22 protein-coding genes and 1 tRNA gene are annotated in these 23,385 nt (G+C 62.0%); 10 read left to right on the forward strand and 13 right to left on the reverse strand.

Annotation, left to right across the window (positions count from 1 at the left end; all coding sequences use genetic code 11):
* Nucleotides 1-8 precede the first annotated feature (8 nt).
* From addA to regB, 7 genes are all read right to left on the reverse strand, one after another.
* Nucleotides 9-3,380 carry a double-strand break repair helicase AddA gene (addA, locus tag F3H35_RS04080; protein WP_223228300.1) on the reverse strand — a complete coding sequence of 1,124 codons (3,372 nt, stop codon included), beginning with the start codon at nucleotides 3,378-3,380 and terminating at the stop codon, nucleotides 9-11.
* Nucleotides 3,380-6,316, reverse strand: a complete 2,937-nt coding sequence (addB, locus tag F3H35_RS04085) for a double-strand break repair protein AddB (RefSeq protein WP_149778336.1) — start codon at nucleotides 6,314-6,316, stop codon at nucleotides 3,380-3,382. Before addB ends, addA begins: the two co-directional genes overlap by 1 nt.
* Entirely contained in the window at nucleotides 6,309-7,001 is a 693-nt protein-coding gene (locus F3H35_RS04090; protein WP_149778337.1) for a nucleotidyltransferase family protein, read from the reverse strand. The genes addB and F3H35_RS04090 overlap by 8 nt, the downstream gene beginning before the upstream one ends.
* On the reverse strand, nucleotides 6,977-8,002 hold the full coding sequence (locus F3H35_RS04095) for an aminoglycoside phosphotransferase family protein (protein WP_149778338.1): 1,026 nt from the start codon (nucleotides 8,000-8,002) through the stop codon (nucleotides 6,977-6,979). The genes F3H35_RS04090 and F3H35_RS04095 overlap by 25 nt, the downstream gene beginning before the upstream one ends.
* The gene (tsaE, locus tag F3H35_RS04100; RefSeq protein WP_149778339.1) at nucleotides 7,995-8,471 is read right to left on the reverse strand and encodes a tRNA (adenosine(37)-N6)-threonylcarbamoyltransferase complex ATPase subunit type 1 TsaE; all 477 of its coding nucleotides are present in this window, start codon (nucleotides 8,469-8,471) and stop codon (nucleotides 7,995-7,997) included. Before tsaE ends, F3H35_RS04095 begins: the two co-directional genes overlap by 8 nt.
* A 40-nt stretch (nucleotides 8,472-8,511) precedes the next feature.
* Nucleotides 8,512-10,032 (reverse strand): PAS-domain containing protein, encoded by a 1,521-nt coding sequence (locus F3H35_RS04105; protein ID WP_223228301.1) that lies wholly within the window; start codon nucleotides 10,030-10,032, stop codon nucleotides 8,512-8,514.
* A 73-nt stretch (nucleotides 10,033-10,105) separates the two neighbouring features.
* Nucleotides 10,106-11,503, reverse strand: coding sequence for a sensor histidine kinase RegB (gene regB, locus F3H35_RS04110; RefSeq protein ID WP_149778340.1), 1,398 nt, complete (start codon nucleotides 11,501-11,503; stop codon nucleotides 10,106-10,108).
* 90 nt (nucleotides 11,504-11,593) lie between these two features.
* Here regB and F3H35_RS04115 point away from each other — a divergent pair, with 90 nt between their 5' ends.
* Together F3H35_RS04115 and F3H35_RS04120 are read left to right on the forward strand one after the other, a co-directional pair.
* A complete protein-coding gene (locus F3H35_RS04115; protein ID WP_149778341.1) occupies nucleotides 11,594-12,220 on the forward strand; it encodes an SCO family protein in 627 nt (208 codons plus the stop codon).
* Between the two features lie 83 nt (nucleotides 12,221-12,303).
* Nucleotides 12,304-12,855, forward strand: a complete 552-nt coding sequence (locus F3H35_RS04120; RefSeq protein WP_149778342.1) for an ActR/PrrA/RegA family redox response regulator transcription factor — start codon at nucleotides 12,304-12,306, stop codon at nucleotides 12,853-12,855.
* 3 nt (nucleotides 12,856-12,858) lie between these two features.
* Here F3H35_RS04120 and F3H35_RS04125 read toward each other — a convergent pair whose 3' ends face one another.
* Together F3H35_RS04125 and F3H35_RS04130 are read right to left on the reverse strand one after the other, a co-directional pair.
* Nucleotides 12,859-13,305, reverse strand: a complete 447-nt coding sequence (locus F3H35_RS04125; RefSeq protein WP_188129851.1) for a GNAT family N-acetyltransferase — start codon at nucleotides 13,303-13,305, stop codon at nucleotides 12,859-12,861.
* 38 nt (nucleotides 13,306-13,343) lie between these two features.
* On the reverse strand, nucleotides 13,344-13,937 hold the full coding sequence (locus tag F3H35_RS04130) for an HD domain-containing protein (RefSeq protein ID WP_149778344.1): 594 nt from the start codon (nucleotides 13,935-13,937) through the stop codon (nucleotides 13,344-13,346).
* Nucleotides 13,938-14,045: 108 nt separating this feature from the next.
* On the opposite strand from F3H35_RS04130, the gene ahcY reads away from it, so the two are divergent.
* Together ahcY and F3H35_RS04140 are read left to right on the forward strand one after the other, a co-directional pair.
* Nucleotides 14,046-15,434, forward strand: coding sequence for an adenosylhomocysteinase (ahcY, locus tag F3H35_RS04135; RefSeq protein WP_149778345.1), 1,389 nt, complete (start codon nucleotides 14,046-14,048; stop codon nucleotides 15,432-15,434).
* A 195-nt stretch (nucleotides 15,435-15,629) separates the two neighbouring features.
* A complete protein-coding gene (locus F3H35_RS04140) occupies nucleotides 15,630-15,971 on the forward strand; it encodes a DUF2853 family protein (protein ID WP_007811751.1) in 342 nt (113 codons plus the stop codon).
* A gap of 224 nt (nucleotides 15,972-16,195) precedes the next feature.
* Here F3H35_RS04140 and F3H35_RS04145 read toward each other — a convergent pair whose 3' ends face one another.
* From F3H35_RS04145 to tsaD, 4 genes are read right to left on the reverse strand one after another with little or no spacing between them, the layout of a single operon-like run.
* A complete protein-coding gene (locus tag F3H35_RS04145; RefSeq protein ID WP_149778346.1) occupies nucleotides 16,196-16,615 on the reverse strand; it encodes an EVE domain-containing protein in 420 nt (139 codons plus the stop codon).
* Between the two features lie 3 nt (nucleotides 16,616-16,618).
* The gene (locus tag F3H35_RS04150; protein WP_149778398.1) at nucleotides 16,619-16,888 is read right to left on the reverse strand and encodes a YciI family protein; all 270 of its coding nucleotides are present in this window, start codon (nucleotides 16,886-16,888) and stop codon (nucleotides 16,619-16,621) included.
* A complete protein-coding gene (locus F3H35_RS04155) occupies nucleotides 16,888-17,847 on the reverse strand; it encodes an NAD(P)H-dependent glycerol-3-phosphate dehydrogenase (protein WP_149778347.1) in 960 nt (319 codons plus the stop codon). Before F3H35_RS04155 ends, F3H35_RS04150 begins: the two co-directional genes overlap by 1 nt.
* Nucleotides 17,844-18,938 carry a tRNA (adenosine(37)-N6)-threonylcarbamoyltransferase complex transferase subunit TsaD gene (gene tsaD / locus F3H35_RS04160; protein WP_149778348.1) on the reverse strand — a complete coding sequence of 365 codons (1,095 nt, stop codon included), beginning with the start codon at nucleotides 18,936-18,938 and terminating at the stop codon, nucleotides 17,844-17,846. Before tsaD ends, F3H35_RS04155 begins: the two co-directional genes overlap by 4 nt.
* Before the next feature lie 71 nt (nucleotides 18,939-19,009).
* Between tsaD and F3H35_RS04165 the strand changes: the two genes are divergently transcribed.
* The 6 genes from F3H35_RS04165 to F3H35_RS04185 all read left to right on the forward strand — a co-directional run bounded on the left by F3H35_RS04165 (nucleotide 19,010) and on the right by F3H35_RS04185 (nucleotide 23,321).
* Nucleotides 19,010-19,741, forward strand: a complete 732-nt coding sequence (locus F3H35_RS04165) for a uroporphyrinogen-III synthase (protein ID WP_149778349.1) — start codon at nucleotides 19,010-19,012, stop codon at nucleotides 19,739-19,741.
* 57 nt (nucleotides 19,742-19,798) lie between these two features.
* A complete protein-coding gene (locus F3H35_RS04170) occupies nucleotides 19,799-21,178 on the forward strand; it encodes a hypothetical protein (protein ID WP_149778350.1) in 1,380 nt (459 codons plus the stop codon).
* Between the two features lie 19 nt (nucleotides 21,179-21,197).
* A complete protein-coding gene (locus F3H35_RS04175) occupies nucleotides 21,198-22,688 on the forward strand; it encodes a heme biosynthesis protein HemY (protein WP_149778351.1) in 1,491 nt (496 codons plus the stop codon).
* Nucleotides 22,689-22,733: 45 nt separating this feature from the next.
* Nucleotides 22,734-22,809 (forward strand) — tRNA-Thr (locus F3H35_RS04180).
* Between the two features lie 74 nt (nucleotides 22,810-22,883).
* Nucleotides 22,884-23,036: a hypothetical protein gene (locus F3H35_RS18765; RefSeq protein WP_188129852.1), complete on the forward strand. Its 153-nt coding sequence runs from the start codon at nucleotides 22,884-22,886 to the stop codon at nucleotides 23,034-23,036.
* A 12-nt stretch (nucleotides 23,037-23,048) separates the two neighbouring features.
* Nucleotides 23,049-23,321: a hypothetical protein gene (locus tag F3H35_RS04185; RefSeq protein ID WP_149778352.1), complete on the forward strand. Its 273-nt coding sequence runs from the start codon at nucleotides 23,049-23,051 to the stop codon at nucleotides 23,319-23,321.
* Nucleotides 23,322-23,385 lie beyond the last annotated feature (64 nt).

Genomic DNA, 23,385 nt, shown 5'->3' on the forward strand with positions numbered 1-23,385 from the left:
GGGGAGCGTCAAGCGGTTGGCGTGTCACGCAGCGCCTTTGTCACAAGATCGTGCGGCAACAGGGTCAGCGTGGCGTTGCGTGTCCAGAGAAGACCGGTTTCTACGGGTCGGTCGGGATAGATCAGGGCAAGGGCGTTGGCATAGGCCCCCATCTGTCGCAAAAGCGCCGAGGGCACATGCTCGGCCGTGTCGGGAACGCCGGCGTTGGTCTTGAAATCGACGGCAAGCACCCGGTCGGGGGAGATCAGCAGCCGGTCGATGATCCCGTGAATGCGGCGGCCACCCAGGGCATCGAGGCTGGCCGAGACCGGCACCTCGCATAGCGCATCGGGCTGGAACAGAAACTGAAGCGACGGTTTGGTCAGCACCTTTTCGGCCTCGGCCAGGAGCAGGTGAAGTTCCTCGCCTTCGGCCGCATCAGAGCCGTTCGACAAGAGCTTCCCGGCTGTCTCTGGCCAGTCGGATTGCGGCACGGTGGGCAAAAATTCGAGCAGACGGTGGATCTGCCGACCGCGGCGCTTGGCGGCGTCCTCATCGAGCCCGCGCTCGTCCGGCAGCGCCTTGTCGCCGCCCAGATCGGATGGCTTGAGGGTTTCGGGTGGCAGGACCGGAGGTGGCGCCGGCTGTTGGAAATGCGCAGGCAGGGGCGTGGTGGAATGCGTTGCGTCCCGAGGCGGATCAGAGACTGTTCCGGCCCAATCGCCATGTTCCAGCCGCAAGCCCTGTCCCAGATCGAAATCATGAGCGGTGGCGCCAGCCGCCTGCAGACCGGTCTGCACCTTTTCATACCAAGCCTCGCCATTCTTTCCCAGATCGCCGGCAGCGGCCACGATCAGCCATGTTTCGGCGCGGGTCATGGCGACATAGAGCAGGCGATCCCGTTCCGCGCGCTCGGCGTTGCGGGCGGCATCGCTGGCGCGCACAATCGCGGCGGGCGCCTCGCCCCCTGCGCTGCGCCAGAAGGCGGTTCCGTTGCTGGTCGTGATCTGGTCGCGGATGCGGATATCGCGCTTGGCGGTATCGGGCAGGATGACCACGGGCGCTTCGAGCCCCTTGGCGCCATGCACCGTCATTACCCGGATCCTGTTTCCGGCGCTGTCCATCTGGCGCTTGATTTCCAGATCGTCGGTTTCCATCCAGACCAGAAACCCGGTCAGACTGTCCACGGCGCGCTGTTCATAGGCCATCGCCTGCATCAAAAGCGCGTCGATGCCATCTTCGGCCTCGGCGCCAAGGCGAGCCAGCAGTTTGCGGCGCCCGTCGTGGCGGGTCAGGATGCGTTCGATCAGATCATAGGGGCGCAGATAATCGGCCTTGCGGCGCAGATCGTCCAAAACGGCCATCGTTTCGGGAAAATCCGATGCCCGGTCGCGAAGCGCCGCCCAAAGATAGTGCTGCGTGCGCTTATGGGCGAGATCGAAAAGCTGCGCCTCGGACCAGCCGAAGAGCGGTGATCGCAGGGCGGTGGCGAGCGACAGGTCATCCTCGGGCGTGGCGAGAAAGGACAGGAGCGCCGCAAGATCCTTGACCGCCAGTTCCGCCCCCACCTTGAGCCGGTCTGCCCCTGCAATGGGCAGGTTTTGTGTCTTGCATTCGCGGATCAGCTCGTGAAACAGGCTCGAGCGGCGCTGCACCAGGATCAGGATATCGCCGGGCCGGATCGGTCGCAGGCCCGAGGGAGAGGTCTTGTCGGGAATGGGCTGTTTGTCATCCACCATGCGGCGGATCGTGCGGGCGATTTGACGGGCGAGAAGCGTGGCGGGATCGTTGGCGGCCTTCACATCCACCGGCATGTGCCATTCGGGATCCTCGTCCTGATCGGGCTTTTCGATCACCGGCCACAGATCGACCCGGCCGGGCAGATCGGATTTGAACGCCTTGTGACCCTGTTCCGGCGTAAAACCGCTATCACGGCTATTGGCGAAGGTATGATCGACAAGGTCCAGAATGGCGCTGGAGGAACGGAAGGAATATTCCATCTCCATGTCCTGAAGCGGCTGGCCGGTGGCGCGCAGACGGGTGGCGAAATCGTCCTTCATGCGGTCGAATTCGCCCGGATCGGCGCCTTGGAAGGAATAGATCGACTGTTTCTTGTCGCCCACCACGAAGATCGTGCGCGTCACGTCGGCGCGCGCGCCCTGACCGCTGGTGAATTCCTGCGCCAGGCGCTCGATCACCTGCCATTGCACGGGGCTGGTATCCTGTGCCTCGTCCACAAGAATATGATCGATACCGCCATCCAGCCGGAAGAGAACCCAGGCCGCGACGGCGGGATCGGTGAGCAATTGACGCGCGCGCAGAATCAGATCGTCGAAATCCAGCCAGCCGCGCAGGGCCTTGGCGCGGTCATAGGCGGTGAGAAAGACGCGGGCAAATTCGTGCAGCGTGCGGGTTTTCTGGATCGTGGCGAGGGCGAGACGGGCGTCGCGCGCCTCTTCGACGCGGGCCATCCATTGGTCGATCTGGGGCATGATCGCATCGATGGGGGCGCGGCCTGCTTTGGTTGGAAAAGAGCCTATCTTGGCGGAAAACGGCTCTTTTGCGCTATCGCCAAAGAGAAAGACGGATTCGAGAACAGGCAGAGCAGAGGCATCCAGCCTGTCGATGGACGCAAGGCGCAGTGCTGCTTTCTGGTCATTGGTGCCACTGGCCCGAAGCGCCGGGAGCAGTTGGTCCAAGAGGTCCTGTTCGCTGCCCAGAAATACGCGTGCGGTGATGTCATCAAGCGTCAGGCTGCCGGGCTGTCCCAAGGCTTGGGCCAGTGCGTCATCGCTGCACGGGGTGTCGAACAGGGTGCGGTGCCGGACGATTTCCGCAGTGATATCGTCAAGGGATTCGCCGCCATAATGCCGGGCGAAGGCATAAAGCGTGGCGGCGTCGGGGCCGCTCGCGATGGCTTCGGTGATCTCGGAGCGCAGAAGCGAGGCGGTGCGGTCCTCCATCTCGGTGAACTGCGGGCTGATGCCAGCCTCGAGCGGGAAGCGGCGCAGAAGACCGGCGCAGAACGAGTGGATCGTCTGAATTTTCAGACCGCCCGGAGCCTCGATCGCGCGGGCAAAGAGACGGCGGGCCTTGCGCAGGGTATCGGCGTCGATCAGGCCCTCATGGCCCAGATCCTGCAATTCCCGAGACAGGCGGTCATCGGGCAGCATCGCCCATTGGCCAAGCCGCTTGAACAGACGGTTCTGCATCTCGCTGGCGGCGGCCTTGGTGTAGGTCAGGCACAGGATGTGCCGGGGATCGACATCTTCGAGCAGCAGGCGCGCGACACGGTCGGTCAATACGCGCGTCTTGCCCGACCCGGCATTTGCCGACAGCCAGGTGGAGCGATCGGGGCGCGCGGCGTCGATTTGCCGTTGGGTGGCTTCGTTGCGGGCCATCAGCGCAGCTCTGCCGTGTCGGGGGGATCGGTGATGTCCCATTCGCCGAAGCGGGCCAATTGATCGTAATCGCCCTTGTCGGCCTTCTTGAACACGGCGCGGCGGGCGGTATAGCCGCGATCCGGTTCGAGATAGGCGCGCATCAGGGCTTCGAATTCGATCCAGACCTTTTGCACGGGTTCTTCGTCCAATGGGGCCAAAACAGTCTCTGGTTTGCTGCCCAGGCCGATGAACTGGGCGCGCGCGACCTGGGACGGGGCGAGCTGACCGAAGCCCGCTTGTTCGGCGATTGCGGCTTCCAGCAAAAGCTGCCGGTCGAAATATTTCTGTTCCTTGGCGCTGGGTGGTTTGCCGGTCTTGTAGTCGTAGATGTGAAGGCTGCCGCTGGCGTCTATGTCGATGCGGTCGGCCTTGGCCTTGAGGGTGACACCAAGATCATCGAGCGTAGCGATGCCGGATTGTTCCAGTGCGCAAGGTTGGGCGATCTGACGGCGGTCGAACTCACCGTCGATGAACCAGTCGGCAACACGGTCCATACGTGCTCGCCAGATGGCCCGAGCCTCGGCCCAAGGGACGTTTTGGGCAAGAACAGACTCGGTTACGGCCATCAGGTGATCGCGGGTGCAGAGTGCCGCATCGTGCTGGCTGTCCTTGATGAAGCGGTCCAGAACCTCGTGCAGGACAGTGCCGCGCAGCAGCGCGTCCGGCACTTTCATCAGTGGATCAAGCGGCCGCACCCGCAGGACATGGCGCGCATAGATGGCATAGGGATCGCGGATCAGGCGCTTGATTTCCGTCACGGAAAACTCGCGGGGACGTGCCGCCAACGGCGGGCAGGGCGAGGGGCGCTTTTCGGCGGGCACATAACCGGGCTCTTCAAGGCTGGCGACCAGTCGGAGCCAATGCGCGCCGCGCGCCTTCATATCCTCGAGCGCCTGCGCGCCGCCTTGATCGGGGAGACCGGCCAGAAGATTGCGGATGCGGTTCAGCCAGCGAGACGGCACTGTTTCGGCGTCATCCGATCGAATCGAGCGGGTCATCCAGACTTCGGGTGCGCTGGCGGCTTGCTGAAAATCATGGGCGGACAGGCCGATGCGCCGCTCGGGTAGCAACAGCCCGGCCTGATTGCGCAGCGCGCGGTTGAGCCAGGGATCGGGCTTGGGGGCTTCGGGCCAGCTGCCTTCGTTGAGACCGGCGAGAATGAGCAGATCGGCGCCTTGGACACGGGCTTCGAGCGTGCCCCAGATCAGGATCTGGGGATGAGGCGTATCGGGATTGCGGACCTCGCCGCCCGAGAGGATGGCGTGAAAGAGGGTGCCATAGTCGGCCGCGGTGATCTCTCCGCCGTGATTTGCATGTTCGGCAAGATTAGAAACGCATTTCCACGCCTCTTGCCCGGCATCGTTGCGCCAGAGCCCATGCGGGCCGCCATCGACCGGGCCTTGGGCGATGCGATTGGCCAGATCGATATGCCGCTCGACGAATTCGGACAGGGGCAGGTCGCCATTCACTGCTTTTGCGCAGAAACAGTCACTGATCCAGCGCGCCCAGGGCGCGGCGGTGGTGTCTTTCTGAGCCTCGCCCCATGCGATCAGGCTGGCGGCATCGGGATAGGGTGGACCGTTGCGGCGCAGATGGAGTTCAAGCTCGCGGGTGAGCCGCAGATGCGGCCCGCGATCGGTGCCGCTATGGGTGAGCGGGTGCTTGAGCAACGTCAACAGCAACTCGGCTGTCAGAGTGTCGCGCATCAGATCGCCCACATGGCGCAGATACCGGCCCGGCGGAGACAGGTGCAGCGGCATCCCGGCGCTGTCATCGGGAATAATGCCCCAGCGATCCAGTGCGGCGGTGACCTGTCGGGTCACGGTCCGGTCGGGGGTGATGAGCGCTGCGGTCTGCCCATCTTCGGCGGCTTGACGCAGGCGCATGGCGATGGCCAGCGCCTCGGACCGGGTGGAGGGCGCCTCGAGCAGGGTGATATCCTGCGTGGCGCGGTCCAGATCGGTGAGGCCAGGCCCATCCTGCAGCCATTGATCGGTCACAGGCGCGGGCCGCAAGGCCAGCGACAAGAGCCGGTTGCGGGCAGGACAGGCGGGGCTGCCCGGTGTCCAGCGGGCGATCTCGGCGGGTGAGAGGCCGAGCTTTCCCATCAGATCGGCGAAACGGTATTGCGGATGATCCTCGGAGAGCATCGCATCGTCCAGCGCGCCCCAAACATGCGCCGGCATGTCGAAATCGAAGCCGGGAAGAAGGACCGCGCCTTGCGGCAGTTTGGACACCGCCTGCATCAGAAGCTGGGTGGCGCCGCGCGATCCGGTGGATCCGGCGATGATGATCGGGTGATCGGGAGGCGTTTCTTGCCAAGTTTCGATCACATGCTCGATCACCAGACGCTGGCGGGTTTCGACATCGGGATGCTCGGTGCCAACGTCGAAATAGTGTCTGACAATGCCCAAAAAGGCCGTGATCCTATCCCAATGACCGGATTGATCGGTGACATCCAGCCCCTCGATCGCATCCGGAGAGACACCTTCGCCATGCATTTCGTCCATCAGCGATGCAAGGCTGTCGGCCAAGGCATAAAGCGAGGAGCGCGGCGCGATGTCGGGCTGTCTGTCCAGCAGCGAAGAGACAAGCTGTGTCAGCTCGAGCCGACGGCGGAGCGGCGGCACGGGATCGGGGATATGCGCCAGATCCCAATGCTCGCCCAGATTGGTGAGCAATTCGATCCGTGGCAGCAACAGCGCCGGACCCTGATCGAAGAGCGCCCGGATGCGGCGCGCCATGCGCCGGGTGTTGACGATCACCTGCACGCGGGCCAGCGCCTCGGGCGGCTGGCCGGCATGGCGGGCAAGCAGGCCATCGACCAGAGCGCGGGGAAAATCCACGCCAAGCGGCACGCCAAAGACACGGGGGCGGTCGGTGGGATCAAACATGCCGATATCCAAGCATCTTTTCGGCCTGCGCGATACCCTCGGGACGGCCCACATCGCACCATTCGCCGGTGTAGCCGGCTGCGAACAGGCGATTTTCGGCCAGCATCCTGTCCCACAGAAGATTGAGGGAAAAAGCCGTCTCAGCGATGTCTTGCAGACCATCGGTCTTGAGGATCTGCAGCCCGGAATACACGAGGCCCGGTCCGCGCTGCGCCCTTCCGTCGCCGTCGATCGTGAAATCGCCCGTGCCGGTATGGCCGATGGCGTGATCGCGCGGGATACACAGAAGCAGCGCATCCATGCGGGTCGGATCCCAGAGCGCGGCAAGCTGATCCAGAGGGTTGGCGCCGCGCCAGACGGCATCGGTGTTCATTGTAAAGACCGGCCCGTCGCCCAGAAGCGGCAAGGCGGCGCGCAGACCGCCGCCGGTTTCAAGGATGTCGGGGGTTTCGTGCGACAGGATCACGTCGCTCTCGCCAAGATGCCGGATCAGCGCCTCGGGTCGGTAATGAATGTTGGCGACGATGCGTTCGGGGCCATGGGCGCGCACAAGCGACAGCGCGTGATCGATCAGCGGTTTGCCCGCCACCTTGATCATCGGTTTCGGGCGATCGGCGGTCAGTGCGCCCATCCGCGTGCCGAACCCGGCGGCGAACAGCATTACCGAGCGGGGACGGTCGCGCATTGCTCTTTCACCTTGTGGAGAATGGAGGCGTCGGGCGCGGGCAGATGCGCGCGGGTGATATCGGCCAGATCCGACAGGGATGGATCGGACAGATCGCGGATCAGATGCGTCCAGACACGCGGGATCAGATCGACGTAATGCGCCTTTCCGTCGCGCACGCAGAGACGGGTGAACACCCCCAGAATGCGCAGGTTTCGCTGAGCGCCAAGCACGTGATAGGCGGTGCGGAACGCGCTTTCGTCCTGTCCGGTGCTGGCGATGTACCGGTCGATCATGATGTCCTCGATCGCGCGGGGCACATCGCGGCGGGCATCCTGTAGCAACGAGACCAGATCATAGGCCCGGTGGCCCAGCATGGCGTCCTGAAAATCCAGCAGACCGACGCGGGCCAGACCCTGCCGTTGCGGCAGCCAGAGCAGGTTTTGGGCGTGATAGTCCCGTTGCACGAGCACATCCGCGGTCGCGGCGTGACGGGTCAGCGCATCGAGCATGGCGCTGTGAAAGTGGCCTCGCGCGGTGGTGTCGGGGCCGGTCGTGCTGGCCAGATACCAGTCGAAGGCCAGCGCGGCGAGCTCCGCCATCAAGGGCGGCGCATAGGACTGAAGACCGCTTGGCACGGGGTGGCTGTGAAGATCGGCCAAAAGATCGGTTGCGCAGGAATAGAGACTGTTTTCCAGCGATGGATCGGCTGGGATCACGCTGGCGAAAAGATCATCGCCCAGATCCTCGAGCAGCAGGAGACCCGCGCCGTGATCCTGCGCCAGAATGCGGGGCGCGCTGAGACCCACGGAGGTCAGATAGCCGGCGATGGAGACGAAAGGGCGCACATCCTCGCCCCGGTCGGACGGGGCGTCCATCAGCACGGCGGTTGCCGCGCCGTCGGGATGTGTGAGGCGCAGATAGCGCCGGTTCGACGCATCCCCGGCCAGGGGCGCGACGGTGGCACCGGCCCAGTCGGTCGCGTCGATGAAACCCCGGATCAGAGCGTCACGGTCAGACATCGAGAACACCTTTCAGTTTCGCATCCCAGGACGGGTCACTCCACGACAGCGAGAGCACTCGCGTGTCATCGGGCGCGGGCGCGTCCAGATGCAGGCAAAGCGCCGATGCCGGGGCCAGATCGCCCAGACGGTCGGGCCATTCGACAAGGCAGATCGCGTCGGAAAATGCATCGATCAGGCCAAGCTCTTCGATTTCGGAGATATCGGTGAGACGGTAGAGATCGGCATGCCAGATCTCGCCGCGACGTCCCGGATAGGATTGAACCAGCGTATAGGTCGGCGAGGGTACGTCCTCGGGCGTGTCGAGCGATGCCAGGATCAGGCAGCGCGCGAAATGCGATTTTCCGGCGCCGATCTGACCCGAGAGCAGCAGAACATCGCCCGGTTCCAGACGCGGAGCGATGGCCCGCGCAAGGGCGCAGGTCTGGTCGGGATCGGAGAAGTGCAGTGTCTTGGCCCTGTCAGACATGGGCTGACACTACACGCCCGGCGCGGTCCTGCAAGCGGCATCAGCCTGCGGCCTGACATGACGTGTCGATCATGACTGTGGTCGTGCAGTCAGCCATGCTCAGCATGGCTGACCCACCAGTGAGAGGAGACAGGCGACACCGCATCGGATGGCCTGCGCGGCTGTAAAGCACGGTTTCCAAAGGCTCGGTCAGGCTATGGCCCGACAGGAGGGTTTCCGCCTGCGGCCAGAAGGTATCGTCGGGGATATGCTCGCGGCAGATCGCGATGAGAGCGGGCACGGAAAGCTCTGCAAGGCTGCTGTCCGGGTCGATACCGAGGAAATCGGAACAGCGCTTGTTGCACAGCAAAAGCAGCTTGTTGGGCGAAATCACCGCGATGGCATCGGGCAACTGATCCAGTACCGCCTGCCGCAGATTGAGCTGTGTACGGAACCGGCGGGTCAGGGCGATCTCGTCCGATATATCCTCGAACAGAAAGGCCACGGCGCCATCGGGATGCGGTCGACCCGTGACACGGTAGGTCAGCCCCGAGGGCAGCGACCAAGTGTCCTGATAGAGCCCGTCGGAAGCGGTGGCGACGATCTCGCTGATCCGGGTGCGCCAGTTGGCGTAGTTCTTTGGCTCCGGCATGATCTGTCTGTCGCGCAGATTGTCGAAAACCCCGATCAGGTCCGGGCGCGCGCTGAGAAATTCGGCCGAAAGCCCGGTCAGATCGACAAAGGCGGGATTGAACAGGGCCAGCCTTTGCTGGCGGTCGAACACGGCAAGCCCGGTCGTCAGATTGGCGAAGGTCTTGGTCAGCGTCTGGACGAAGTCGCGGCGCACGGTCTCGGCCTGAATGACCTTGGTGATATCGGTGACATAATGGAACAGGTCGCCGCCGACGCGGGTGGAATTGACTTCGTACCACTGGGTCGCCCCGCTGGCGGCGTTCTTGAACGAAATCCGGTCGATCAGGGAGCCTTCGCATTCGGGCACGATCTTCCGATCGGGGAGAAGCCGCGCGCGCTCGTCCTCGGGGAGGTTGGAAAAGGCCAGGTTCTGCCAGATGACGCGCCCATCCATCGATGAAATCGACAAGCCGAAAGGCGCATGGCGCAGAGCGGTGTTCCAATTCTCGAGCCGAGCGGAGAGGCGCAGGTTGTCATGGCGTTCGGCTGGGCTTGGCACTGTCGGATCGCTGAGAGTAATGCGGCAGACCGGACCGATGGGGGCTATGTGCAGCACGGCCTGGTCGCCGGGAAGCATGCTTTTGAGCAGCAGCCCATCGTCTGCGGGCACCAGGGCGATATCGGTGGGAAACTCGGGGAACCTGTCACAGAACCAGTCGCGCAGCGATGACCAATCCGAAAGGTTCTGGGGAAGCACGCGTTCGGGCAGATCATGATCGACGAGGGCGCCGTTCTCGAACAGGAAATGTGCGGATTTATCTTGCGGCGGCGACAATCTTGCCTGCCTGTCCTGCCGTCCGATCAACAGGCCATAGATCCACAGAATCCCAAGTGCGGTCGCGCCCGCGACGATGGGAAGCAAAAACCACCCGAAAGCGGGAACTGTCATCACGCGCCTTTCAATCTGCCCCAGACCCCCAGCGCAGCCTGCGCGGGAATTGGTTAACCGGTGGTTAACGAAGTCAGGCGCGGATCGGCGGGTTATCCCCGGTGGGTTGGCGGCTGTCCGAGGTTTCGTCCTCCATCCTGTGGCGCGGCCATGTCACCTCGACCACGGCGCCGGTGCGGTCCGGATGGCCGGCTGCTCCGTCTTTCTGAGCGTCCGTGGCATTCGCAAAGCTCAGATCGGCCCCAGAGCGTTCCAGCAGCGTCTTGGCGATGAACAGGCCAAGCCCCATGCCTTCATAGCCCGGGCGGCGCGGATCGGAGACCGGGCCGCGGCGGCGCATGAAGGGCTCGCCGATCCGCGCCATAACATGCTGCGGATAGCCGCGCCCGTCATCCATGATCCGCAAGCTGATATGCGTCTCGGACCAGCGGCTTTCGATCCAGACATTGCCGCGCGCGAAATCGACGGCATTCTGGATCAGGTTTCGAAGGCCATGGATCACCTCGGGGCGGCGATGGATGGTCGGCTGGCTGTCGAGCGGCCCGGACGAAGAGACATGCTCGAAATGGATTGTCTTTCCGCGATCCATATGCGGGTCGGCGGCTTCTTCTATCAGGGCGGTCAGGGGCGCCTTGCGCAGGTGCAGATCGTCCTTGCCGGCGCGGCCCATCGACCGAAGGATATCGCGGCAGCGATCCGCCTGTTCGCTGATGAGAACGGCATCCTGTCGCAGCTCTTCATTGTCCGACAGCTCTTGGGCCAGTTCCGAGCTGGTCAGCTTGATCGTGGCCAGAGGCGTGCCAAGCTCGTGTGCGGCGGCGGCGACGACACCGCCCAGATCGGTCAGCTTCTGCTCACGTGCGAGCGCCATCTGGGTGGCCTGAAGCGCGTTCGACATGGCGTCCATTTCGGACACGATCCAGCGTGAATAGACACCAAGAAAGACGATCGCAATCACGATCGCCGCCCAGTTGCCGAAGAGGAATACATCCGGCATCCGCAGGATAAAGCCCTGTTCGGTGCGCAAGGGAAGATGGAACTGGGTCAGGATCGACACGATCAGGATCGCCATCAACCCGAGAAACAGCGTGGACCTTGACGACAGCGCCGAGGCCGACACCGTTACCGGCCCCACGATCAGGATCGAGAACGGATTGTTCAGCCCGCCGGTCAGATACAGCATCAATCCCAGTTGCAGCATGTCGAACAGAACCACCAGAAGGGTTTCGGTTTCGGACAGACGCTTGTTTTCCGGATAGACGAAGGACGCCACAAGGTTCGAAATGACGGCAACCCCGACCACCAGATAGCACAGCCCGATTTCCAGGTTCAGGTTATACAGCTGCTGCGCCACGATCAGCGCCGTAACCTGCCCAGCAATGGCCCACCAGCGCAGCAGGATCAGCGTGCGCAGGCGAATCCAGTTCCCGCGACTGCGGGATTTGAAGGCGCTGGGGGAAATATCGGACATCTGCGCGCTTGGGTCCCGTTGCAACTTGGGTTTCTGCTGTTAGATGTGCCACAGCCCGGCTTTGTTGCCCAGAAGAATGAGGATCCTTCGATGACACGCATATCCGCGATTGCCGCCGCGATTGCCGCTTTGGCGGGCCTTGGTGCCTTTTATCTCATGGGATCGGGATCAGGGGGTGATGATCGCTTTGCGCAATGCCGCGAAGGGCAGGTCGCGGGCGGCGCGCAGATCGGTGGGCCGTTCACGCTGGTCAGCGAAACCGGCGAAACGGTGACCGATGCAGAGGTGGTCGATCAGCCGGCGCTGATCTATTTCGGCTATACCTTCTGCCCGGATGTCTGCCCGCTCGATGCGTCCCGCAATGCGGTGGCGGTCGAAATCCTAGAAGAACGGGGCCAGATCGTGAAGCCCGTGTTCATTTCGGTCGACCCCGAGCGCGACACGCCAGAGGTGCTGGATGACTTCACCGCCAATCTGCATCCGCGGATGCTGGGCTTGACCGGGTCGCCCGAGCAGGTCAAGGCAGCCAGTCAGGCGTATCGGACCTATTTCAACAAACAGGAACCCACCCCGGGACAGGAAGACTTCTATCTCGTCGATCATTCGACCTTTACCTATCTGACGCTTCCGGAATATGGGTTTGTGGAGTTCTTCCGCCGCGAGACGACGCCTGAACAGATGGCTGACCGCGTGGGATGCTTTCTGGATGCGATGTAACCCCTTGCGATGGTTTGACGCACCTGAGGGCGAGGGCTAAAACTGTTGCGTACAAGCTGTGCGCGAACGGGAGGAGTGGCGGCATGACCGATGAGTTGTCTGATCTGGGAAGTGACAAGAGCCTGCTGCTCGTCGATGATGACGAACCGTTTCTGCGCCGTCTGGCCAAAGCCATGGAAAAACGCGGTTTCCAAGTGGAAATGGCAGGCTCTGTTGCCGCTGGCAAAGCCATCGCGACAGCCCGCCCGCCGGCCTATGCCGTTTGCGATCTGCGGCTGGAGGATGGCAACGGGCTGGATGTGGTCGAGATCATCCGCGAAAAGCGCCCCGATAGCCGTGTGGTGGTGCTGACCGGCTATGGTGCGATTGCCACGGCTGTGGCGGCGGTAAAGATCGGCGCGACCGATTACCTCTCCAAGCCTGCCGATGCGACCGACATCACCAATGCGCTGCTGGCGGGGGCCGACACGCTGCCGCCGCCGCCCGAAAACCCGATGAGCGCTGATCGCGTTCGTTGGGAGCATATTCAGCGCGTCTATGAGCTGTGTGACCGCAATGTGAGCGAAACCGCACGGCGGCTGAACATGCATCGCCGCACCTTGCAGCGCATCCTGGCCAAGAGATCGCCCAAATAGGCTCTAATCCAGCGTGAAACGAGTGCTGATCTTGTCCACCAGCGTTCCGTCATCCAGCGTTACACCCTTCTGCAAGGCATAGGGCTCGAAGCCACGGCTCTGGTAATAGGCCAGCCCACCGGTATTGTCGGCGCGGATCGTCGCGTTGATCCAGTGATAGCCCAAATCCCTCGCGGCGATAGAACTGGCGTCGAACAGCGCCGATCCGATACCGAGCCCTGTCATCCCTGTCTGGACGAAGGTGGCGATATCGCAGGCCTCGGGCGGCAAGGCGTGATGCGGCGCGATGAACTGAAAGCCAAGGATCGTGCCGCTGTCATCCTCGGCCACGTGCCATGCGGATCGACCCTGTTCCTGCCGAAGTCGGGCCAATATCGCGTCACGGGTGACCGGCTTGGTCAAGGCCGTGGTGCCACCCTTGCGAATGATCGCATTGAGAAGATCGGCCATCTCGCGTGTATCCAGGGATCCGGCGCGACGAACGATGATCACGACATCTGGTCCAGAAGGTCTTTGTGGCGGGCGGTATAATCGTTGCGTGCCTCGAGCGGCGGACGCAGCACGATGGTCAGCCCTTCGATCAGCCCCGTGTCGGGCTTGCCGAAGAACTTGTTGGCCTCGGCCTCGGTAAAGCCGGCAATCTGCGTGGCCTCCATCCATGCGCTGATCTTGTCGGCCTTCTTGATCTGCTTCTTGACCTCGGCCGGGATCGTCGCAGGCAAGCCAAAGCGCAGGTGAATTGCCGCCGCCAGCCGTTGATCCAGGTCGTCATAGCCCGGCCCGACCGCGGCCTTGACCGGCGAGATCATGTCCCCGATCACATATTCCGGCGCGTCATGGAGCAGCGCGGCAAGGTTCCATTTCCTTGGACTTGCAGGATTGAGGCGGGAATAGAGCCTTTCCACCAGAAGTGAATGCTCGGCCACGGAATAGGCATAGTCGCCGATTGTCTGCCCGTTCCAGCGCGCCACAAAGGCCAGACCATGCGCGATATCCTCGATCTCGATATCCACCGGAGTCGGATCGAGAAGATCAAGGCGCCGTCCCGACAACATTTTTTGCCATGCACGGGGTTGTTTCATAGTGGCCTCTTTGTCGCGCTATGGTTTCTGCGTGCCTGTGGCGTTGCCCATCACGGTCGCCGGTGCTATCTGCACTCGCAAATGTAAGTTTGCAAGGAGCCGCCCCAAATGGCGAAGGATTACATCGTAAAGGATATCAACCTGGCTGAATATGGCCGCAAAGAGTTGGATATCGCGGAAACGGAAATGCCGGGGCTGATGGCCCTGCGCGAGGAATACGGTGAGGAAAAGCCGCTCAAGGGCGCGCGCATCGTCGGGTCGCTGCACATGACGATCCAGACCGCCGTTCTGATCGAGACGCTGGTCGCCCTCGGAGCCGATGTGCGCTGGGCCAGCTGCAACATTTTCTCGACACAGGATCACGCGGCCGCCGCTATCGCGAAATCGGGTGTTCCGGTTTTTGCGATCAAGGGTCAGACACTGGAAGAGCATTGGGATTACCTCGACAAGTCGTTCCTTTTCGAAGACGGCCCGAACATGATCCTCGACGATGGCGGCGACGCCACGCTCTATGTCCTGCTGGGCGCGCGCGCCGAGGCGGGTGAAGACATCATCCCCGTCCCCACCTCGGAAGAGGAAGAGGTCATCAAGGCGCAGATTGCCAAGCGCATGGCGGCAAGCCCCGGCTGGTTCACCAAGGTTCGTGACCAGATCAAAGGCGTGTCCGAGGAAACCACCACCGGCGTCAACCGTCTCTATCAGCTGGTGCGCGACGGGCAGCTGCCTTTCCCGGCGATCAACGTGAATGACAGCGTCACCAAGTCGAAATTCGACAACAAGTATGGCTGCAAGGAATCGCTGGTCGATGGCATCCGCCGCGCGACCGATACGATGATGGCCGGCAAGGTGGCCGTGGTCTGCGGTTATGGCGACGTGGGCAAAGGCAGTGCTGCATCGCTTGCCGGTGCCGGCGCCCGTGTGAAAGTGACCGAAGTCGATCCGATCTGCGCGCTGCAGGCTGCGATGGACGGGTTCGAGGTGACGCTTCTGGAAGATGAAGTCGGGAGCGCCGACATCTTCATCACCACCACCGGCAACAAGGACGTGATCCGCATCGAGCATATGCGCGAGATGAAGGACATGGCGATCGTCGGCAATATCGGCCATTTCGACAATGAAATTCAGGTGGCCAGCCTCAAGAACCACAAATGGACCAACATCAAGGAACAGGTGGACATGATCGAGATGCCCTCGGGCAACCGGATCATCCTTCTGTCCGAAGGGCGTCTTTTGAACCTTGGCAATGCCACCGGTCACCCCAGCTTTGTGATGTCGGCCTCCTTTACCAATCAGGTCCTTGCGCAGATCGAGCTTTGGGTGCGTGGCGATCAGTATGAAAACAAGGTCTACATCCTGCCCAAGCATCTGGATGAAAAGGTCGCTCGCCTGCATCTGGGGCGGATCGGTGTCAAGCTGACCGAACTCAAGCCCGATCAGGCGGAGTATATCGGCGTGAAACCCGAAGGCCCGTTCAAGCCCGAGCATTATCGCTACTGATATCCCCAATCGGGACATCCAGAGGCTCCGGCGGCGACGCCGGGGCCTTTTGCTTGCCATAAGTCAGCAATAAACCCGGCAAATTTATTCTTTGTCGGGGGGCAATCTGTGGTTATCGTTCCCTCAGCGCCGGAATGGGGCTGTAATGTTAACAAAACGACCCGGCGCCAAAGCCGGTAAGGTGGGAGAGACAGTATGGGAAAGCGCGACGACCTGATCGCAAAATATGCCGAAGATCTTCGGACGAAATGCGGCATGGAGCCGGACATGGACCTGCTTACCAAGGTAACGATCGGCTGTGGCCCGTCGATCTATGACGCCGACGCCTCGACCGTGGCGGGAAGTCAGCAAGGTGAGCTGGAAACGGTCAAGAACAACTTCCTCATCAAGAAACTGGGTCTGGCCGATGGTCCCCAGTTGATGGATGCGATCACCCAGGTCATCGAAACCTATGGCCGCTCCGAGCGTAACAAATACCGGGCCGTGGTCTATTACATGCTGACCAAACACTTCGGCAAAGAGTCGGTTTATTCCTGAAACCCGGCCAAAGACATGACCGGCGCCCGTCCATTGCGGCGGGCGCTTTCATTTGAGGCGTATTCTAAGCATTACGGATTTGGCCGGGATGGTTGATTGGGATAAGGTCAATTCAAGGGCCAGTATGGCCGGGACCTATCCAGAGATCACGTGTGGTGCGTAGGGAGCACGTGGGGTGGCGGAGGGTGTCGGTTTTTGGCTGACACTCTCCGTTCCACCAAATTTCAGGGCGTGACCCCTGCCATGTCGCAGATGATGCGCCATTCGCTCTCGGTGACGGGTTGCACCGACAGCCTCGGACTTTTGACCAGCAACATATCGGATAATCTGGGATCGCCCTTGATCGTCTCGAGCGTCACGGGGGTTTTGACGGGTTCGACAGCCTTGATATCCACGCATTCCCACCGCGGATCGTCTGCCTTGCTGTCTGGATGCGCCTCGGCGATGATCTCGACAATGCCGACAACGGCCTTTTCCGTCTGACTGTGATAGAAAAATCCCCGGTCACCCAGCTTCATGTCCCGCATGAAATTGCGGGCCTGATAGTTGCGGACGCCGTCCCATTCTTCACCCGAATCGCCCTTGGCGACTTGATCGTTCCAACTCCATGCCTCGGGTTCGGATTTGAACAGCCAATACCGCACGGATCAGATCACTTTCTTCCACTCGATCAGATCGACAGAGCCAAAAAGACCCGCCTTGGCATAGGGATCGTCACTGGCCCAGTCCTGTGCCTGTGCCATATCCTCGACATCCAGAATAACCAGCGATCCCGCCATGTTTCCATCTTCGTCAAGAAGCGGACCGGCCTGCGACACCACGCCGGTTTCCTTGAGATAAGCGATATGCGCCTCGCGATTGTCCAGACGGGTTTGCAGCGCACCGGGCTTGTCGCGGGCGATCAGGGCTATCAGCATCATTCTTCCTTCAATGGTCGTGACAACAACATATCCATAGCCTGATCCACCTGCAATTCGCCATCGATCAGTGCGGTAATGGCGCGGGAAACGGGCATATCGATCCCAAGCTCTGCCGCGCGTTGGCACACCGCCCTTGCCGTGGCCGCACCTTCGACTGTGATGGTTGGATCAAACGCTTCGTTTCGACCCAAACTCTGCCCGAAACGGGTGTTCCGCGACTGATCCGAGGTGCAGGTCAATACGAGATCGCCAAACCCGGACAGGCCTGAAAGTGTGTCGGGTCGCGCTCCAAGTGCCGTGGCCATCCGGCACATCTCGGCGAAACCACGGGTCATCAGGGCCGCGCGCGCACTTTCCCCAAGGCCCGCGCCCATCACCACACCGCTGCCGATCGCCATGACATTCTTGAGCGCCCCGCCAAGTTCGGCGCCGATCACGTCGGTCGTCCTGTAAAGCCGCAGGGTGCCGGTGCTGAGCAGGGACTGCAACGGGCGGCCGATTTCGTCATCCGTGCAAGCCAGCGTCAGCGCGGTGGGCAAACCCTTGGCGATATTGGCGGCAAAGGAGGGACCGGTAAGGATCGCGGCAGGCGATTGCGGCAGGATCTGTGCGATGATCTGCGTGGGGCCAAGCCCGGTGGTCAATTCGATACCCTTGCAGCAAGCCACAAGCGGCGGGCCGGCAAGCCTTGCGCCATGCTCCTCAAGCAACGCACGCAACCTTTGCATAGGGACCGCCAGAAGGACGGCATCGGCGGTCTCTACAGTCTCTATTTCGGCGCAAACGCGGATATTTTCGGGCAAGCTCACACCCGGCAGGCGGCGCGCATTTTCCCGTGTGCCCTGCATTTCCGCGGCATGTTGGGGATCGCGCGCCCAGAGTGTCACCGCATGGCTGCGCGCGAGCGTTATCGCCAACGCCGTCCCGAACGCGCCAGCACCCAGAATGACGATCATGCCTTGGCCCCCTTCTTGCCACCGCCGATCAGGGCCGGACTGCTGCGATCGAGCGGCCAACGCGGTCGCGCGGCCAGTGTCAGATCGTCCCGGTGCCCGGCGGCAAAAAGTTCGGCCCCGGCATAGGCGATCATCGCCGCATTATCCGTGCAAAGCGCCAGGGGTGGCGCGACAAACCCGGCCCCTTCGGCGGCACAAACAGTCTCTAAACTGGCCCGAATGGCAGAATTTGCTGCAACACCGCCGGCGACTGCAAACATGGGCATCGGTGGCGCCTCGGCCAGATAAACCCCCAAGGCACGGCGGGTCTTCTCGGCCAGAACATCCGCTACGGCGGCTTGAAACCCTGCGCAAAGATCGGCCCGATCCCGACGGGTCAGACCGCCTTGCGCGGCAATCAGCGTATCGCGTGCTCGCAGAAGCGCGGTTTTGAGGCCCGAAAAGGACATATCGCACCCCGGCCTGTCCAGCAAAGGGCGCGGAAAGCGAAAGCGCGTGGGATCCCCCTGTTTGGCCTCTTGCTCGACATGCGGACCACCGGGCTGTGGCAGACCCAGAAGCCGGGCCGTCTTGTCGAACGCTTCGCCGGGGGCGTCATCGATCGTGCCGCCAAGCCGGGTGAATTCCTCACAGCCGTGCACGATCAGAAACTGACAATGCCCGCCCGATACAAGCAACATGAGGTACGGATAGGCGATAAGGTCCGTCAGTCTCGGGGTCAGTGCATGACCCGCCAGATGGTTCACCCCGATCAGCGGCAGGCCTGTCGCAACGGTGATCCCCTTGGCGCACATCACCCCTGAAAGCACCCCTCCGATCAGCCCCGGGCCGGCGGTGACAGCCACGGCGTCCAGCGCCGAAAGCGTCACATTCGCCTGTGTCAGAGCCTTTTTCACGCAGATATCAAGCTTTTCCGCATGGGCGCGCGCGGCGATCTCGGGCACCACACCGCCATAGGCTTCGTGAAGCTCGGCCTGGCCGTGCACCACCGACGACAGGATGCTGGGCAAGCCATCCTCAACCCGCAGCACCGCGGCTGCCGTATCGTCGCAGCTGCTTTCGATCCCGAGAATGGTAAGGCTGGTGCCCATGAGCCGCCCGTTGCGTGTTGGTCCACAGGCAGGTAACACCTGCGGTGAGTGCAAACAACTCCGGACAGCCCATGGCGCCTGCGATCCTGATTACGCGGCCCGACCCTTCGGGTGCCGCCTTCGCCGATCACGTGCGGGCGCGGATCGGCTGTGCCCCCGAGATCGTCCTGTCTCCGATCATGCGAATCGAGCATTGCGGCGATCTGCCCGACATGAGCGGCTACAAAACCCTGATTTTCACGTCCCGCCACGGGGTCGAGGCGTATCTGGCGCAGGATGGGCCGTGCGACATTCCTGCTTATGCCGTGGGAAACGCCACCGCCGCCGCCGCCCGGCGGGCGGGCATGGACGTGATCTCCTGCGATGGCGATGCAGGCGATCTGATCGCGCGCATCCTTGCCGACAGCCCGACAGCACCCTGCCTGCATCTGCGCGGCGAACATATCGCTTCGAACATCGCACAGGCTTTGACTTTGGCCGGAACAGAGACACATGAAGCGACGATCTATCGCCAAATCGAAGGGCGGCTTACCGCGCAGGCCCTCTCTCTTTTGCAGAATGGACAGCCTGTGATCGTCCCTCTTTTCTCGCCAAGAAGCGCGCAGCTGTTTTTCGAGCAGACAGCCGCTGCGGGACCGATACTTGTGGCAGCGATCAGTGATAACGTGCGCCAAGCCGTGCCTTGCGGTACTGCGCAACGGATCGAGACGGCTGAAAAACCGACGGCAGAGGCAATGCTCGAGGTGATTGTGACACTTTGGAACAGCGCCAAGCGGCTTGAGGGCGGAAACCCGGCAAAGTAAGGTCGTCGGGTGTGTGCCGATGGCAAGATTCGAAAAGGTCGACAGGGGTGGTGAAACGTGGCTGAGAAAAAGCGCTCAAGAAACAAGTCGGACAAGCCGATCGACACATCGGCCGCCGATACCGCGACCGACGCCACAAACACTAGCACCCCCGAGCCGGCACCCGAGCATGATCACGATACGGCCGTATCGCAGACGCCGGAAACATCACCTGACGCAGCCGACGCCGCGACCCCGGAAGACAGCCAGCCTGCCGAACCTGAACGCGAGCCTGACGCGGACAAACCTTTGGGCTCGGAGAAAAAAGACGACGAGACCGATCATGGGGATGCAGCACCTGACCTCACCGACCCGGTGGAGCAAGAGCCAGAGGAAACGCCCGACGCGACCGAAGAAACCCGTGACACGGTTGAAAAACCCATGCCTGTCGCGCCCCCTCCCGAACAAGTCGTTGTCCGCAAGGGCGGGTTTTTCGCGATGCTTCTGGGCGGTGTCGCTGCAGCGGCCATCGGGTTTGGCATGGCGCGCTATGTCTTGCCGCAGGATTTCCCGTTTCCCGCAAGCGGCGGTGACAGTGCTGCCATCCAGGATCTGACCCAAAGAATCGAAGCGCAATCGCAGGACCTCGCGCAACTGTCCAGCCGCATTGACACGCTTGCCGACGGCTCGGAGCCGGGCGCAATAACCGCCGAGATGGACAGCCTTTCGGCAGCGATAGACACTGTGTCGGGCCGCGTGAACGAGATTGCGACCCGGATTGACGCGTTCGACGCGCGCCTTTCCGATGTTGAAGCGCGTGGAACGTCCGGATCCGGCGACTCGCAAGCTGCTCTGTCCGCCTATGAACAGGAATTACGTGAATTGCAGGCGTCCATCGCCCAGCAAAAAGCCGAGATCTCGGCGATCGCAGAAGACGCTCGCGCCAAGGAAGAAAGCGCCGTTGAAACCGCTCAGGCCGCCATGCGCCGCGCCGCGCTGACGCGCATTCAGACGGCTTTGGATGCCGGAACCCCGTTCGACGCGGCACTCGCCGATCTCGAAGCGGCGGATGTCGCTGTGCCCGAAGCGCTGGCCAGTGCGGCCGCCGAAGGCGTACCGACGCAAGCCAGCCTGACCGAAACCTTCCCCGATGCCGCGCGCCGGGCGCTTGCCGTCTCGCGCGCCGCTGTCGACGACGCAGGCGCCGGCGGCCTTGGCGGGTTTCTGCGCTCTCAGCTTGGGGCCAGATCGCTCGAGCCGCGCGAAGGCGATGACCCGGATGCGGTTCTGTCACGAGCCGAAGCTGCGGCGCGCGAGGGTCGTCTGAACGATGCGCTGGCTGAAATCGAAACATTGCCCGAAGAGGGCCGTGCCGAATTGTCCGACTGGTCGGCCGAGGCCGCGCGGCGTCTGGATGCTCTGGCTGCGGCCAAAGCGCTGGCGCAGGACTTAAACTGACACCGAAAGGGCAAAAAAGATGTTGTGGTCGATTTTAAAGATTGTCGGTTTCATCGCCCTTGTTTCGGCGGCGACACTCGGCGCAGCCCATCTGATCGAGATGGAAGGCGGTGTCAGGATCGTGTTCGGCGGTCAGGAATTCAACCTGACCCCGATCAAGGCGGTGATCGCATTGATCGTTCTGGTGATTGCGCTGTGGCTTTTGCTCAAACTGCTGTCCTTGCTGGTCGCAACGCTCAAGTTCATCAACGGCGATGAAACGGCGATTTCGCGCTATTTCGACAAGAACCGGCAGGAAAAAGGGTTTCGTGCACTGTCCGAAGGCATGATGGCGCTGGCTTCGGGTGAGGGCGACCTCGCCATGTCCAAGGCCAACAAGGCGGAAAAATACCTGCGCAAACCCGATCTGACCAATCTTCTCACGGCGCAGGCTGCAGAACTGTCGGGCGACACCCGCAAGGCCGAATTGGTCTACAAGAAGTTGCTCAAGGATGACCGGACCCGCTTTGTCGGTGTGCGTGGCCTGATGAAGCAGAAACTGGCAGCCGGCGACACCGAAACCGCGTTGAAGCTCGCCAAGACCGCATTCGCGCTCAAGCCTCGGCATGGCGAGGTGCAGGATGCCCTCTTGCGGCTTCAGGCTCAGACCGCAGACTGGAAAGGCGCGCGCGAGACCCTGAATGCCAAGTTGAAATACGGCAGCTTGCCGCGTGATCTGCACAAGCGCCGTGACGCCGTTCTGGCCCTTTCCGAGGCCAAGGACGTGCTTGACGAAGGCAAGGACATCGAAGCCCGTGAGGCCGCGATCGAGGCCAACAGATTGTCACCCGATCTGGTTCCCGCAGCTGTTCTGGCGGCGCGAAGCTATATGTCCCAAGGGTCCAAACGCTATGCGACGCGGGTCATCAAGAAGGCATGGGGCGTGCACCCGCATCCCGACCTTGCCGCCGCTTTCGCCGAGATCGAACCCGATGAAACTCCGGCGCAGCGCCTCAAGCGCTTCTCCAAGCTGATCGCGATGCATCCCGATAATCGCGAAACCAAGCTGCTCAAGGCCGAGCTGCACCTTGCCGCCGAAGATTTCCCTGCCGCCCGCCGTGCGCTTGGCGATCTGGTCGAAACGGATCCGGATGCGCGTGTGCTGACCATCATGGCCGCGATCGAACGCGGCGAGGGATCGTCGGACGCGGTGGTAAAGGGTTGGCTTGCGCGCGCATTGTCCGCGCCGCGCGGCCCGCAATGGGTCTGTGACAATTGCCAGCATATCCATGCGGAATGGGCGCCTGCCTGTGACCATTGCAACGCCTTCGACACACTGACATGGAAGACGCCCCCGGTCTCGACGATGACGACATCCACCGGCATCGAAATGCTGCCCCTGATCATCGGCGCGATCGAGCAAAAGCCCACAGAAGAAGAACAGACCGAAGCGGACGGGGATGACGTGCTCGATGCCGAAGTCGTTGAAGAAACCCCCGAGACGACGGACGAGGACACCACCCGAAAATAGGACTTCCCCCGCCCCCCAGCCGATGCTATAGGCCCGCGAAACAGGGCCGCTGTAGCTCAGCTGGTAGAGCACGTCATTCGTAATGATGGGGTCGGGGGTTCGAGTCCCTTCAGCGGCACCACTTTCTCAGCCAAAATCATCCAATGACATCCAAAACACCTGTGTTCATGGTGGTTTTGTGATGTCGGTTGTCATATGCCGGTCAGCCCGGTCCGCCAGTATCATCCACTGGTGATCGTCACGGACAACGGGCATGGCCATTTGAAAGTGATCGTTGAAATCACTGCCCGGCCCGAGCCGATAAAACACGAGCGCAACGATCAATTGCTGCGCGCTCTCGCTTGTTGATACTATCCCATCATGATGCAGGATATCTCGCAAGTCGCACATGTGAGGCGGCGTTCGGTATTTATGGGTTGGTTGGGGCTTGGCGTGATATTTCTGCTGAGTGTGGGCGTATTTGTCCATTCACAAGCAACCCGTGTCTTTCTGAACGAAGCCGCTGGTCGCGCCGAGGGAACACTTCAACTTGCGACGACAGCCCTCGAAGGTTACCTGGAGCGGTTCGAGCGTTTGCCTCCGCTGATTGCCAAGCAACAACTTGAGCTGCCCCCACTAAGTGGTCCAAGTTGATTGTTAGTGCATGACCGGCCTCTGGTCCATCTGGACAATACTTTCCGGTGCGGGAGGCCGGTAT

Source organism: Roseovarius litoreus (genome assembly GCF_900142765.1).
GTDB classification, from domain to species: domain Bacteria; phylum Pseudomonadota; class Alphaproteobacteria; order Rhodobacterales; family Rhodobacteraceae; genus Roseovarius; species Roseovarius litoreus.